Annotated in this window: 11 protein-coding genes; 9 read left to right on the top strand and 2 right to left on the bottom strand. The window is 50.2% G+C overall.

Annotated features, from left to right (window positions below):
* The first annotated feature begins 58 nt into the window (after nt 1–58).
* The 6 genes from clpX (at nt 59) to A9B99_RS16215 (ending at nt 7,463) form a co-directional block, all read left to right on the top strand.
* On the top strand, nt 59–1,333 hold the full coding sequence (gene clpX, locus A9B99_RS16190; protein WP_064599261.1) for an ATP-dependent protease ATP-binding subunit ClpX: 1,275 nt from the start codon (nt 59–61) through the stop codon (nt 1,331–1,333).
* Nucleotides 1,334–1,551: 218 nt separating this feature from the next.
* Nucleotides 1,552–3,906: an endopeptidase La gene (gene lon / locus A9B99_RS16195; RefSeq protein WP_064599263.1), complete on the top strand. Its 2,355-nt coding sequence runs from the start codon at nt 1,552–1,554 to the stop codon at nt 3,904–3,906.
* A 197-nt stretch (nt 3,907–4,103) separates the two neighbouring features.
* A complete protein-coding gene (hupB, locus tag A9B99_RS16200; RefSeq protein WP_269448077.1) occupies nt 4,104–4,412 on the top strand; it encodes a nucleoid-associated protein HU-beta in 309 nt (102 codons plus the stop codon).
* Between the two features lie 225 nt (nt 4,413–4,637).
* The gene (ppiD, locus tag A9B99_RS16205; RefSeq protein WP_064599266.1) at nt 4,638–6,512 is read left to right on the top strand and encodes a peptidylprolyl isomerase; all 1,875 of its coding nucleotides are present in this window, start codon (nt 4,638–4,640) and stop codon (nt 6,510–6,512) included.
* A gap of 144 nt (nt 6,513–6,656) precedes the next feature.
* Nucleotides 6,657–6,965, top strand: a complete 309-nt coding sequence (locus A9B99_RS16210) for a ComEA family DNA-binding protein (protein ID WP_064599268.1) — start codon at nt 6,657–6,659, stop codon at nt 6,963–6,965.
* Nucleotides 6,966–7,064: 99 nt separating this feature from the next.
* Nucleotides 7,065–7,463 (top strand): acyl-CoA thioesterase, encoded by a 399-nt coding sequence (locus tag A9B99_RS16215; protein ID WP_064599751.1) that lies wholly within the window; start codon nt 7,065–7,067, stop codon nt 7,461–7,463.
* Nucleotides 7,464–7,504: 41 nt separating this feature from the next.
* Here the strand turns inward: A9B99_RS16215 and queC are convergent, their stop codons facing one another.
* Both queC and A9B99_RS16225 read right to left on the bottom strand, forming a co-directional pair.
* Nucleotides 7,505–8,200 carry a 7-cyano-7-deazaguanine synthase QueC gene (queC, locus tag A9B99_RS16220; RefSeq protein WP_064599270.1) on the bottom strand — a complete coding sequence of 232 codons (696 nt, stop codon included), beginning with the start codon at nt 8,198–8,200 and terminating at the stop codon, nt 7,505–7,507.
* A gap of 179 nt (nt 8,201–8,379) precedes the next feature.
* Nucleotides 8,380–9,423, bottom strand: a complete 1,044-nt coding sequence (locus A9B99_RS16225; protein ID WP_064599272.1) for a PLP-dependent cysteine synthase family protein — start codon at nt 9,421–9,423, stop codon at nt 8,380–8,382.
* 115 nt (nt 9,424–9,538) lie between these two features.
* Between A9B99_RS16225 and A9B99_RS16230 the strand changes: the two genes are divergently transcribed.
* The 3 genes from A9B99_RS16230 to A9B99_RS16240 all read left to right on the top strand — a co-directional run bounded on the left by A9B99_RS16230 (nt 9,539) and on the right by A9B99_RS16240 (nt 13,614).
* Nucleotides 9,539–9,994, top strand: a complete 456-nt coding sequence (locus tag A9B99_RS16230; protein WP_064599274.1) for an Lrp/AsnC family transcriptional regulator — start codon at nt 9,539–9,541, stop codon at nt 9,992–9,994.
* Nucleotides 9,995–10,067: 73 nt separating this feature from the next.
* Nucleotides 10,068–11,837 carry a SmdA family multidrug ABC transporter permease/ATP-binding protein gene (locus tag A9B99_RS16235; protein WP_064599277.1) on the top strand — a complete coding sequence of 590 codons (1,770 nt, stop codon included), beginning with the start codon at nt 10,068–10,070 and terminating at the stop codon, nt 11,835–11,837.
* Nucleotides 11,830–13,614: a SmdB family multidrug efflux ABC transporter permease/ATP-binding protein gene (locus A9B99_RS16240; protein ID WP_064599279.1), complete on the top strand. Its 1,785-nt coding sequence runs from the start codon at nt 11,830–11,832 to the stop codon at nt 13,612–13,614. The genes A9B99_RS16235 and A9B99_RS16240 overlap by 8 nt, the downstream gene beginning before the upstream one ends.
* The last annotated feature ends 22 nt before the right edge of the window (nt 13,615–13,636 follow it).

The raw sequence follows: 13,636 nt of genomic DNA on the forward strand, positions 1-13,636 counted from the left end.
GAGAGTGGCAACTGCGTCGTCGTGTGCGGCATAAAGTAACAGAAAAGAGGTTTTACTGATGACAGATAAGCGCAAAGACGGTTCAGGCAAATTGCTGTACTGCTCTTTTTGCGGCAAAAGCCAGCATGAAGTGCGTAAGCTGATTGCCGGGCCGTCAGTGTATATCTGCGATGAGTGCGTCGATTTATGTAACGACATTATTCGCGAAGAAATTAAAGAAGTGGCCCCGCATCGCGAGCGTAGTGCGCTGCCAACTCCCCATGAAATTCGCAGCCACCTTGACGATTACGTCATAGGCCAGGAACCGGCTAAAAAGGTGCTGTCCGTAGCGGTCTACAACCACTATAAGCGTCTGCGTAACGGCGATACCAGCAATGGTGTTGAACTGGGTAAAAGTAACATTTTGCTTATCGGGCCTACCGGGAGTGGTAAGACGCTGCTGGCTGAGACGCTGGCACGTTTGTTGGATGTTCCCTTCACCATGGCGGATGCAACCACACTGACCGAAGCCGGTTATGTGGGTGAAGACGTTGAGAATATTATCCAGAAATTGCTACAAAAATGTGATTACGATGTGCAGAAAGCGCAGCGTGGCATAGTTTACATCGATGAAATCGACAAGATTTCACGTAAGTCTGATAACCCGTCCATCACCCGTGATGTGTCAGGTGAAGGTGTGCAGCAGGCGTTGCTAAAACTGATTGAAGGTACGGTTGCAGCGGTTCCCCCTCAGGGCGGGCGCAAGCATCCGCAACAGGAGTTTTTGCAGGTTGATACCTCAAAGATTCTGTTTATCTGTGGCGGTGCATTTGCGGGTCTGGATAAAGTTATTGCCAATCGTGTTGAAACAGGTTCTGGCATTGGGTTTGGCGCGACGGTAAAAGGTAAGTCACAGAAAGCCAGTGAAAGCCAGCTGTTGGGGCAGGTTGAGCCAGAAGATTTGATCAAGTTTGGTTTGATCCCGGAGTTCATCGGTCGTCTGCCAGTTGTCGCAACTTTGAGCGAGTTGAGTGAAGAGGCGTTGATCCAAATCCTCAAAGAGCCAAAAAATGCGCTGACTAAACAATACCAGGCGTTGTTTAACCTGGAAGGTGTTGAGCTGGAATTCCGTGATGATGCGCTTGATGCTATTGCCAGAAAAGCAATGCAGCGTAAAACGGGTGCCCGTGGCCTGCGTTCTATTGTTGAAGCTGCTCTGCTTGATACTATGTATGACTTGCCATCTATGGATGATGTCGAGAAAGTGGTTATCGATGAATCTGTTATTTCGGGGCAGTCTGAACCGATGCTGATTTATGGCAAGCCAGAAGCACAACAGGCATCTGGCGAATAATTAATCATTCGTCAACAAGCAGTTACCAAAAAATGGGGGATTTAATCCCCCATTTATTTTTCGTGCCCGCCTGCCGTTGAATGTCCGGGAATTATCCCCATATACTGTTTTACTTGTTGGTGATGCCGTGAAGAGGGTTCACGAGCGCCTCATCACCTGGCGGAAACAATCGCCTGTATCATGGTGGTATGAACAGGTTAAAACTAAGAGAGAGCTCTATGAATCCTGAGCGTTCTGAACGCATAGAAATCCCCGTGTTGCCATTGCGCGATGTGGTGGTCTATCCGCATATGGTTATTCCGTTATTTGTCGGACGGGAAAAGTCTATCCGCTGCCTGGAAGCGGCGATGGATAACGACAAGAAAATCATGCTGGTGGCGCAGAAAGAGGCCTCGACGGATGAGCCTGGTATAAACGACCTTTTCACTGTCGGCACTGTGGCTTCTATTCTGCAGATGCTCAAACTGCCGGATGGTACGGTAAAAGTGCTGGTCGAAGGCTTACAGCGCGCACGGATCACGACACTCTCGGATAACGGCGAGCATTTCATTGCTCAGGCTGAATACCTTGAGTCTCCGGTGATTGAAGAGCGTGAACAAGAAGTCCTGGTTCGTACCGCCATTAATCAGTTTGAAGGCTATATCAAGCTGAATAAAAAAATCCCGCCGGAAGTGCTGACTTCACTGAACAGCATTGATGACCCGGCGCGTCTGGCTGACACCATAGCTGCGCACATGCCATTGAAACTGGCAGATAAGCAGTCCGTGCTTGAGATGTCTGATGTTAACGAACGTCTCGAATATCTGATGGCGATGATGGAATCGGAAATTGACCTGTTGCAGGTTGAGAAACGTATCCGTAACCGCGTCAAAAAGCAGATGGAGAAAAGCCAGCGCGAGTACTATCTGAATGAGCAAATGAAAGCTATTCAGAAAGAACTTGGCGAAATGGATGACGCACCGGATGAAAGCGAAGCGCTGAAACGCAAAATTGAAGCGGCGAAAATGCCGAAAGAAGCGCGTGAAAAAGCGGAAGCTGAGCTGCAAAAACTGAAAATGATGTCGCCGATGTCTGCGGAAGCGACAGTGGTTCGCGGTTACATTGACTGGATGGTTCAGGTTCCGTGGAATTCTCGCAGCAAAGTGAAAAAAGATTTGCGCCAGGCTCAGGAAATTCTGGATACCGATCACTATGGTCTGGAACGGGTGAAAGACCGTATTCTCGAGTATCTTGCTGTTCAGAGCCGCGTGAACAAAATTAAGGGGCCAATCCTTTGTCTGGTTGGGCCGCCAGGGGTAGGTAAAACCTCTCTGGGGCAGTCCATTGCCAAAGCCACCGGGCGTAAATATGTGCGTATGGCATTGGGCGGGGTGCGCGACGAAGCCGAGATTCGTGGGCATCGCCGGACATACATTGGTTCAATGCCAGGCAAGTTGATTCAGAAAATGGCGAAAGTGGGGGTAAAAAATCCGCTGTTCCTGTTGGATGAAATCGACAAAATGTCTTCTGACATGCGCGGTGATCCGGCTTCAGCATTGCTGGAAGTTCTGGATCCGGAACAGAATATCGCATTCAACGACCATTACCTGGAAGTGGATTACGATCTGTCTGATGTGATGTTTGTTGCGACATCCAACTCCATGAATATTCCGGCCCCGTTGCTGGATCGTATGGAAGTGATTCGTCTTTCTGGTTACACCGAAGATGAAAAACTGAATATTGCCAAACAACACCTGTTACCGAAACAGGTTGAGCGTAACGCACTGAAGAAAACTGAAATCAAGGTTGATGACAGTGCGATTGTCGGCATTATCCGCTATTACACCCGTGAAGCAGGCGTGCGTGGGCTGGAGCGCGAAATCTCCAAACTGTGCCGCAAAGCAGTGAAACAACTGCTGCTGGATAAGTCATTGAAGAAAATTGAAATCAATGGCGATAACCTGAAGGATTTTCTTGGGGTTCAGCGTTTTGACTACGGGCGTGCTGATAACGAGAACCGTGTCGGTCAGGTAACGGGGCTGGCATGGACCGAAGTTGGTGGTGACTTACTGACTATTGAAACTGCATGTGTTCCGGGTAAAGGCAAGCTGACCTATACCGGTTCGCTGGGTGAAGTGATGCAGGAGTCTATTCAGGCTGCCTTAACTGTCGTGCGTGCACGGGCTGAAAAGCTGGGTATCAACAGCGATTTCTATGAAAAACGTGATATCCATGTGCATGTGCCTGAAGGTGCGACACCAAAAGATGGTCCAAGTGCGGGCATCGCGATGTGTACAGCGCTGGTATCCTGCCTGACAGGTAACCCGGTTCGTGCTGATGTCGCTATGACCGGGGAAATCACCTTGCGTGGGCTGGTGCTGCCTATTGGTGGGCTGAAAGAGAAGTTACTGGCGGCTCACCGTGGTGGTATTAAAACGGTGCTTATCCCGGATGAGAATAAACGCGATTTGGAAGAGATTCCGGATAACATTCTGGCTGATTTGGATATTCATCCAGTGAAGCGCATTGAGGAAGTTCTGTCTCTGGCTTTGCAAAACTCACCGTTTGGAATGGAAGTCGTTAGCGCAAAATAGTGACCTGACGCAAAGAGTGCCTGGAAAAACAGGGCTGGCAGGTGAATTGTCACTTGCCAGCTTTTTTTTGCCTGGCTACTTTAGGACGCTGGCTGGGGATATGTCTTTCTCCTGACCAAATAAACATCGGGTTGGGAGTTGTAAGGGCATGGCAGGCCTGATATAACTGCTTCGCGGTCGTACTTTGAAGGATTCAGGTGCGATACAAAAAAAATAAACAGAGGAAGAGAAGAGTGAATAAATCTCAACTGATCGACAAAATTGCCGCAAATGCTGATATTTCCAAGGCTGCGGCTGGACGTGCATTAGACGCTTTGATTGCTTCCGTTACTGAATCCCTGCAGTCCGGGGACGACGTAGCACTGGTAGGTTTTGGTACTTTTGCCGTTCGTGAACGCGCAGCCCGCACGGGTCGTAACCCACAAACGGGTGAAGAAATTACCATTGCTGCTGCAAAAGTTCCGGGTTTCCGTGCAGGTAAAGCGCTGAAAGACGCGGTTAACTGATTAGCACCCCCGTCAGGGCGGGGCGCTGGCAAGTAAACAGCTTAAGGGCGCATCTAAGATGTGCCTTTTTTCTTTTCTGTATGACTTTCTGTGTTATACGGGCTGACAACTGCCCCGGTTTCTTTCACAATACGCTTTCGCGTGTAACGGCTTTGGGAAACTTACCCATGTACAACATGCCATTACACCAGGTTTTGTCACATTACAGCGGAGTGTTGTTACACCATGATGGACACGTTACGTGCGGCATCCAGCAATGTCGTACTCAAGATCATTCTGGGGGCAATTATCCTGTCATTCGTTTTGACTGGGGTAAGCAGCTACCTAATTGGCGGTAACAACGATTTTGCCGCAAAAGTTAACGGGCAGAAGATTGACCGTGCACAGTTTGAAAATGCAGTTGTTGCTCAACGCAGCAGCTTGCAGCAACGGCTGGGAGACCAGTATTCCGTGCTGGCTTCGAATGAAGGCTATATGCAGGAAATGCGTCAACAGGTTCTGCAGCGCCTGATTGATGAAGCATTGATTGACCAGTATGCAAAACATCTCGGTCTGAGTATCAGCGATGACCAGATTAAACAGAATATTTTTAACTCCCAGGCTTTCCAGGTAGACGGTAAATTTGATAACAATCGCTTTAATACCGTGCTGGCAAATGCCCGCTATACGCCAGAACGCTACGCAGAGAGCCTGCGCCACCAGCTTACGACTCAGCAGTTGATTGATGCGGTAGAAGGCACTGGGTTCGTTTTGCCTGGTGAAGTAAACCGGCTGGCTGCACTGGTTTCCCAAAAACGAGTTGTGCGTGAAGCTACCATCGATGTTAAAGCGCTGGCAGATAAACAGACTGCGCCAGAGGATGCAGTTAAAGCATATTACGGCCAGCACCAGTCACTTTACCTGGTACCAGAGCAATTCCGCGTCAGTTATATCAAGCTGGATGCTGCGGATATGAAAACTAACGTGACAGATGCCGATATCCAGGCCTATTACGATGAACACCGTGATGAGTTTACTCAACCACAGCGCGATCGCTACAGTGTGATTCAGACCAAAACGGAGAAAGATGCGCAGGACGTGTTGGATGCACTGAAAAATGGCGCTGATTTTGCCGCTCTGGCGAAAGAAAAATCCACAGATATTATTTCTGCCCGTAAGGGTGGCGACATGGGCTGGCTGGAGCCATCAACCACGCCGGATGAGCTGAAAAATGCCGGGCTGACTAAAAAAGGCCAGTTATCAGGTGTTATCAAATCTTCTGTCGGCTTCCTGGTCGCTCGTCTCGATGACATTCAGCCGGCTGTGGTTAAACCGCTCGCAGATGTGCGTGACTCAATCACGGCAAAAGTGAAAGGTGAAAAAGCGCTGGATGCCTATTATGCATTGCAACAGAAAGTCAGTGATGCGGCCAGCAACGACAACCAGTCTTTGGACGCGGCAGAACAGGTTGCTGGTGTTAAAGCGGTAGAAACCGGTTGGTTCTCACAAGATTCTGTTCCGGCTGAACTGAACTTTAAACCCGTTACCGATGCTATCTTTAACGGTGGCTTACTGGGGCAGGATGGTGCGCCGGGTAGTAACTCTGACATCATCACTGTAGATGGCGACCGTGCGTTTGTTGTGCGTATTGCACAACACAAAGCTGAAAGCACGAAACCGCTGTCAGAGGTGCATGACCAGGTTGTTGCTGCGGTGAAAATGCAGAAAGCCAATGAGCAGGCTCGTATTGAGGCCAGCAAGCTGCTCACTGAGTTAAAAGCCGGTAAAGGCGATGATGCCATGAAAGCGGCGGGCCTTAAATTTGGCGAAAAGCAAACTCTGACGCGCAGTGGTCAGGACCCGGTAACACGCGCTGCCTTTGAACTACCGTTACCAGCGAAAGGTCAGTCTGTGTACGGTACCAGTAATGATTTGCAGGGTAATGTGCTTATTATTGCTCTGGATGCTGTTGAAGCTGGAGACATGCCTGAGGCGCAAAAAGCAGCAATGGCAAACCAGGTTGCCAGCAACAATGCGCAAATTGCGCTGGAATCGCTGCTCAATACTTTGCGTAAGGAAGCGAAAATCAAAGTCAGTGATGTTGTGCAACAACAGCAATAACATGCCTGCTCGCATTCTTTTGCAATAAGATGCAACACACAAGGGCCGCTTTCGCGGCCCTTTCCATTCCTGTAATTCACCGTTTGTGCTGCTGTTTGGTTCGGTTTACTGTTCCCGGGCTGTTAAAACACAAGGAGAAACGGCATGAAGACCAGTTTTAAATCTGCGGCTTTCGTTCTGGCTTTGGGTATGGGTGTTGGGATAGCGCCAACCTGGGCACAGCCTGAGCCACCTGTTCAGGCTGCGGTCAGCACAGCAGAAAAAGTCAGTATTAACCAGGCCAGCGCACAGGAATTAGCCAGTGCCATGAGTGGTATTGGCCTGAAGAAAGCACAGGCGATTGTTGAGTGGCGTGAGCAGTACGGTGCTTTTTCCTCCGTTGACGAACTGAGTGATGTACCAGGTATTGGCCATTCACTGGTTGAACGGAATATCGATCGCATCACATTGTGAATGTTGCATAACTGTTAATTTTTGCCACAATAAGGAGGTCATACCAGTTGGTGTGGCCTCCTTACCTCATAACAACATAAAGGCATACAGGCTATGGTTATGCAGACTGAAATCACTGTTCGCGGGTTCCATTTGGATGTTTACCAGCATGTGAATAATGCACGTTACTTAGAATTCCTTGAAGAAGCCCGTTGGGCCGCACTGGAAGAAGAAGAAAGCTTTCGCTGGATGAGTGCACAAAATATTGCCTTTGTCGTAGTCAATATCAATATCAATTACCGGCGCCCAGCCTTGCTGGGGGAACGTTTACTGGTGACCAGTAAACTGCAACAACTCAATGGGAAAAGTGGTGTACTAAGCCAGGTTATTACACTTCAGCCTGGGGGCGAGGTGGTGGCGGATGCGCTGATTACATTTGTTTGTGTCGATTTGAAAAGCCAGAAAGCATTGCCAGTTGAAGGGGAATTAAAAGAAAAACTGATGCAGATGATTGGCTGAATTGCACTGGCATGCACCAGCATGCCAGTAGCTGTGCTGGTTTAACGCAGGCCTGTTTTTTGCTTCATTGCCGCCATGACAGCGGTTTTATCGGCCAGGTAGTGTTTCAGGCCATTGGCTCGCAGGTTACAGGCTGCGCATTCGCCGCAACCATCGCCTTTAATGCCGTTATAGCAGGTCAGCGTTTCGGTGCGAATCAAATCGAGTTTTCCCCAGTAATCAGCCAGGGCCCAGGTTTGTGCTTTATCTATCCACATCAGTGGCGTTTCAAAGCGAATTTCACAGGCCATGCCGAGGTTAACGGCGTGGTTCAGCGCTTTCACGAATTCGTCGCGGCAATCCGGGTAACCGGAGAAGTCAGTCTCACATACACCGGTAATTACTGCTTCAGCTTTTACCTGCCAGGCATAAATAGCGGCCAGGGTTAAAAACAGAATATTACGCCCGGGGACAAAGGTATTAGGGATGCCACTGGCATTTGGGTCGTAATCCGGCACCGGAATGCTGTCCCGTGTCAGGCTGCTTACCGCCAGTTCATTCAGCAAACCAACATCCAGCACTTTGTGTGCTCTCGCACCCAGTTTCAGTGCCAGTTCACGGGCAATATCAATTTCAGCCCGGTGGCGCTGCCCATAATCAAATGTGACGCAGTGCACTTCGTCATACTGGTGTAGTGCCTGAATCAGGCAAGTAGTGGAGTCCTGCCCACCACTGAACACAACAACAGCACGTTTCATAGTAAACCTTGTAATAAGTAAAAACAGATAGGGTATGGTAACGCGCCTGCCGCTGGCTCACCAGCTTCATGATAAGGAAGGTGCGGGTTTGTGTAAAAATGAAACCCGCACCATGCTGACTACTGGTTTTTCGTGGGTGTGACCAGGCTTGCATCAGCACGATGGAAGCCGGCAGTCTGTTACTTCAATAAGGCCTGTAAAGCCAGGCGGGCTTCGCTAAGATTGCCAATGTTGGCCGCAACCCATTCAGGGTTGTAGTAACTTTCCAGATAACGCTCGCCGCTATCGCACAGTAAGGTAACAATTGAACCGGTTTGCCCGGCATCACGCATTTGTGCCGCGAGGCTCAGTACTCCCCACATATTAGTACCTGTGGATGCGCCCACTTTGCGGCCCAGAATGGTTTCAAGCCATTGCATGGCGACAATTGTGGCGCAATCTGGCACACGCATCATGTCGTCAATCACACCGGGAATAAACGATGGTTCCACACGCGGGCGGCCAATCCCTTCAATGCGGCTTCCGGTCTCACTCCGGCGCTGGTTGTCGCCATCCTGCCAGTAGTTCAGGAACACTGAGTTTTCCGGGTCGACAACCATCAGGCGGGTTTGATGCCCCTGGTGACGCAGATAACGCCCAATGGTTGCAGATGTTCCACCAGTGCCCGCGCTCATGACGATGTACTCCGGTTCAGAATAGGGTTCGCTTGCCATTTGGCGGAAAATACTGTCGGCAATATTATTGTTACCACGCCAGTCTGTTGCCCGCTCGGCATAGGTAAACTGGTCCATATAATGGCCGTTAAGCTCGCGGGCCAGTGTTTCTGAGGCATCATAAATCTGGCAGGGGCTGTCAACAAAATGGCAACGACCACCATAGAACGTAATCTGTTCAATTTTACGTTTGGCCGTGCAGGCAGGCATGACGGCAATAAAAGGCAGGCCAAGCAAACGGGCAAAGTAGGCTTCCGAAACTGCGGTGGATCCCGAAGAGGCTTCGATTATCGTGGTGCCTTCTTTTATCCAGCCATTGCATAACCCGTACAAAAACAGTGAACGTGCCAGCCGGTGCTTCAGACTGCCTGTGGGGTGTGTGCTTTCATCTTTGAGATAAATATGGATTCCCGGAAATGCAGGAAGTGTCAGGCGAATTAAATGTGTATCAGCGGAACGCTGGTAATCGGCGTTAATTTCACGAATGGCGTGTGTTACCCAGTTATTCATGGCTCTGGCCCGTTTGTCAATTTGTGCTCAGCGTACCGCAACCTGGAGAAAAAAAAGTTGCTATTTTCTCTGCCATATTCAGTATTGAGAGAAAATATTTCTCTTTGAGGTGGGTATGCTAGATAAAACGGACTGTCGTTTGTTGGCGCTACTGCAGGAAGATTGCACATACTCTTTGCAGGCGCTGGCGGATGCCGTTAATCTGACCACCACCCCCTGCTGGAAACGGCTGAAACGCCTTGAGGATGAAGGATATATTCTGGGTAAAGTGGCGTTGCTGAACCCGGAGCTTCTCGGGCTGAATCTCACGGCATTTGTGCTGATAAAAACACAGAATCACAGCAGCGAATGGTATAACCAGTTTGTCAATGTTGTTTCTGCAATGACTGAAGTGCTGGGGTTTTGGCGCATGGCGGGTGAATACGATTACTTGTTGCGTGTTCAGGTGGCGGATATGAAGCGGTTTGATGATTTTTATAAGCGTTTAGTCAACAATGTGCCTGGACTGAGCGATGTCACTTCGAGTTTTGCCATGGAACAGATAAAATACACCACATCATTGCCACTGTAGGCACTCGTTCACTATTTGAACCATTTCATTCAACAAACTGGCTCGTGTAAGGCCAGTTTCAGGACTCGTTGCTGTGCGATTATTTGCTCAACTTCATTGGTACTTCCGCCGGGAATGGCGCCGTTATTTGGGTGCGGTAACGTTACTCATTGTGATTGCAATTTTGCAACTTGCCCCGCCTAAGCTGGTGGGGATTATTGTCGATGGTGTCACACTGGAACATTTCACTCTCAGCAAATTACTGCTGTGGATTGGGGTAATGGCCGTTATCGCTGTCGTGGTGTACTTGCTGCGTTATGTCTGGCGGGTGCTGTTATTTGGCGCATCTTACCGGCTTGCGGTTGAGCTACGCGCGGATTTTTACCGGCAACTGAGCCGCCAGAGCCCGGCATTTTACCTGCGCCACCGTACCGGTGATCTGATGGCCCGGGCAACCAATGATGTTGACCGGGTGGTGTTTGCCGCTGGCGAAGGGGTACTGACCCTGGTTGATTCTCTGGTGATGGGCTGCGCCGTGCTGGTAGTGATGTGTACCCAGATTAGCTGGCAACTGACATTGCTGGCGTTGTTACCAATGCCTGTTATGGCGCTGGTTATCAAGCGCTATGGTGACCAGTTGCACCAACGCTTCAAACTGGCTCAGGCCGCTTTTTCCTCCCTCAATGATCGGACGCAAGAAAGTCTGACCAGTATCCGCATGATTAAAGCTTTCGGTCTCGAAGACCGCCAGTCTGCCTTATTTGCTGAAGATGCCCGGGATACCGGTGAGAAAAATATGCGTGTCGCTACGGTGGATGCCCGTTTTGATCCAACCATTTATGTCGCTATTGCAACGGCGAATATGCTCGCTATTGGCGGGGGAGCATGGATGGTCAGCCAGGGAATGTTGACGCTTGGGCAACTGACAAGTTTTGCGATGTACCTTGGGCTGATGATTTGGCCGATGCTGGCGCTTGCCTGGATGTTCAACATTGTGGAACGTGGCAGTGCTGCCTACAGCCGTATTCGTGATTTACTGGCGGAAAAACCGGTTGTGGAAGATGGCATGCAGGTACTACCCGAAGGGCCGGGAACACTGGTTTGCCAGATCAATAGTTTTACCTGGCCGGGGAGTCAGCACCCACAACTTCATCAGGTTGATTTTACCCTGGCACCCGGGAAGATTCTCGGTTTATGTGGCCCTACAGGTGGCGGAAAAAGCACGCTGTTGTCGCTGGTACAACGCCACTTTGACACAGATGACGGTGATATCTCATTTCATGGTATGCCATTACGGCAGTTGCAGCTTAACAGTTGGCATCAACGGCTGGCAGTCGTCAATCAGACACCTTTTTTATTCTCTGACACGGTGGCAAACAATATCGCGCTTGGCAAACCCGGTGCCAGCCAGGCTGAAATTGAAGCTGTTGCAAAACTGGCCAGTGTGCATGACGATATTCTGCGCCTGCCTCAAGGTTATGAAACGGAAGTGGGTGAACGTGGGGTGATGCTCTCCGGTGGGCAAAAACAGCGTATATCTATTGCACGCGCACTTTTACTCAATGCTGAAATACTCATCCTTGATGATGCGTTATCTGCGGTTGATGGCAGAACCGAGCAGCAAATTCTGCATAACCTGAGGCAATGGGGCGCAGGGCACACATTGATTATCAGCGCCCACCGCTTGTCGGCGTTAACGGAAGCCAGTGAAATACTGGTTCTTCAACAAGGGAATGTGGCGCAACGCGGCCACCACTCTGAACTGGCGAATCAGCAAGGCTGGTATCGTGATATGTACCGTTACCAACAACTGGAAGCCGCCCTGGACGAAGAGGATGAAACCGGGGAGCAGGCTCATGCGTAACCCATCTCAACCTGCATTATGGCCGACACTAAAACGTCTTCTGGCCTATGGCTCTCCCTGGCGTAAATCTATCATCAAAGCGGTGATTATGCTGTGGGTGGCTTCGGCGGCGGAAGTGAGTGGCCCGGCCTTAATCAGTTACTTTATTGACCACCTGGTTGCGGAAAAACAACTGCCGCTGGCGATGATCGGCGGGCTGGCCGCCGCTTATATCCTGTTGCAGGGGCTGGCCGCATTGCTGCATTACACTCAGGCTTTGTTGTTTAACGAGGCGGCTGTGGGGGTTGTGCAACAATTGCGTACTGATGTAATGGATGCAGCGTTGCGCCAGCCAGTGAGTGCATTTGACACCCAACCTGTCGGTCAACTGATCTCCCGTGTGACAAATGATACCGAGGTTATCCGCGATTTGTATGTCACCGTGGTAGCAACTGTGTTGCGCAGCGCTGCATTAATTGGTGCGATGCTGGTGGCGATGTTCTCATTAAACTGGCGTATGGCGCTGGTGGCTATCGTTATTTTCCCTGCCGTTCTGGTGGTTATGCTGATTTACCAACGCCTGAGTACGCCAATTGTCCGGCGGGTACGCAGTTACCTCGCGGATATCAATGACGGTTTTAATGAAGCGGTTAATGGCATGGGGGTTATCCAGCAATTTCGCCAGCAGATGCGCTTTGGTAAAAAACTGGCGGATGCCAGTGAAGCACACTATGACGCGCGTATGCAAACCCTGAAACTGGAAGGCTTTCTGCTACGCCCTCTATTGAGCCTGTTCTCAGCACTAATTTTATGTGGGCTGTTGTTTCAGTTCGGGTATGCCGGTAATGGCGCAATTGAAGTCGGGGTGCTGTACGCCTTTATCAGCTATCTGGGGCGTTTGAATGAGCCTTTGATTCAGTTAACAACCCAGCAGTCGATGCTGCAGCAGGCGGTTGTAGCAGGGGAACGCGTATTTGAGTTAATGGACTGCCAACAACAGCACTATGGCCCGGATAACCAACCACTGGCATCCGGGCGTATTGATGTCTCTGAACTCTCTTTTGCCTATCGCGATGGTCAGAATGTGCTGCGTGATATTAACCTGCAGGCACCAGCGAAAAGCTTTATCGCTCTGGTTGGGCACACGGGCAGTGGCAAGAGCACACTGGCAAATTTATTGATGGGTTATTACCCGTGGTCACAAGGGGAGATACGCCTTGATGGCCGTCCGTTAGAAAGCCTGAGCCATAGTGTCCTGCGCAAAGGTGTGGCGATGGTGCAGCAAGATCCGGTGGTGATGGCTGAATCGCTATATATGAATGTGACACTGGGGCGGGATATCAGTGAAGAGCGTGTCTGGCAGGCGCTGGAGACCGTGCAACTGGCTGACCTTGTGCGCTCAATGCCTGAAGGTATTCATACCCAATTAGGTGAGCAGGGCAATACGTTGTCGGTCGGGCAAAAACAGTTGCTGGCACTTGCCCGGGTACTGGTTGATACCCCGGAAATACTTATTCTGGATGAAGCGACTGCCAATATTGATTCAGGCACCGAGCAGGCGATAGGACATGCACTCAGTGCCTTACGCCAGCGAACCACTCTGGTCGTAATTGCTCACCGGCTTTCCACCATTACCCAGGCTGATACTATTCTGGTGTTGCACCGTGGGCAGGCAGTTGAGAGTGGCCGGCATGAGGCACTCCTGGCGAAGCGTGGGCGTTACTGGCAAATGTATCAGTTACAGTTGGCTGGTGAAGAATTAGCCTCCAGCAGCTATGAAGAGTCTGCTGTTATGTAATGCACCATTATCTGGCGAACAT

Origin of the sequence: Mangrovibacter phragmitis (assembly GCF_001655675.1) — a bacterium.
Taxonomy (GTDB): domain Bacteria; phylum Pseudomonadota; class Gammaproteobacteria; order Enterobacterales; family Enterobacteriaceae; genus Mangrovibacter; species Mangrovibacter phragmitis.

Bases quoted from the DNA above. Each gene is read 5' to 3' on its own strand.
- A9B99_RS16230 (WP_064599274.1), top strand. From the start codon at position 9,539: ATGCTAGATAAAACGGACTGTCGTTTGTTGGCGCTACTGCAGGAAGAT.
- A9B99_RS16215 (WP_064599751.1), top strand. From the start codon at position 7,065: ATGCAGACTGAAATCACTGTTCGCGGGTTCCATTTGGATGTTTACCAG.
- A9B99_RS16240 (WP_064599279.1), top strand. From the start codon at position 11,830: ATGCGTAACCCATCTCAACCTGCATTATGGCCGACACTAAAACGTCTT.
- queC (WP_064599270.1), bottom strand. From the start codon at position 8,200: ATGAAACGTGCTGTTGTTGTGTTCAGTGGTGGGCAGGACTCCACTACT.
- A9B99_RS16210 (WP_064599268.1), top strand. From the start codon at position 6,657: ATGAAGACCAGTTTTAAATCTGCGGCTTTCGTTCTGGCTTTGGGTATG.
- lon (WP_064599263.1), top strand. From the start codon at position 1,552: ATGAATCCTGAGCGTTCTGAACGCATAGAAATCCCCGTGTTGCCATTG.
- A9B99_RS16225 (WP_064599272.1), bottom strand. From the start codon at position 9,423: ATGAATAACTGGGTAACACACGCCATTCGTGAAATTAACGCCGATTAC.
- ppiD (WP_064599266.1), top strand. From the start codon at position 4,638: ATGATGGACACGTTACGTGCGGCATCCAGCAATGTCGTACTCAAGATC.
- clpX (WP_064599261.1), top strand. From the start codon at position 59: ATGACAGATAAGCGCAAAGACGGTTCAGGCAAATTGCTGTACTGCTCT.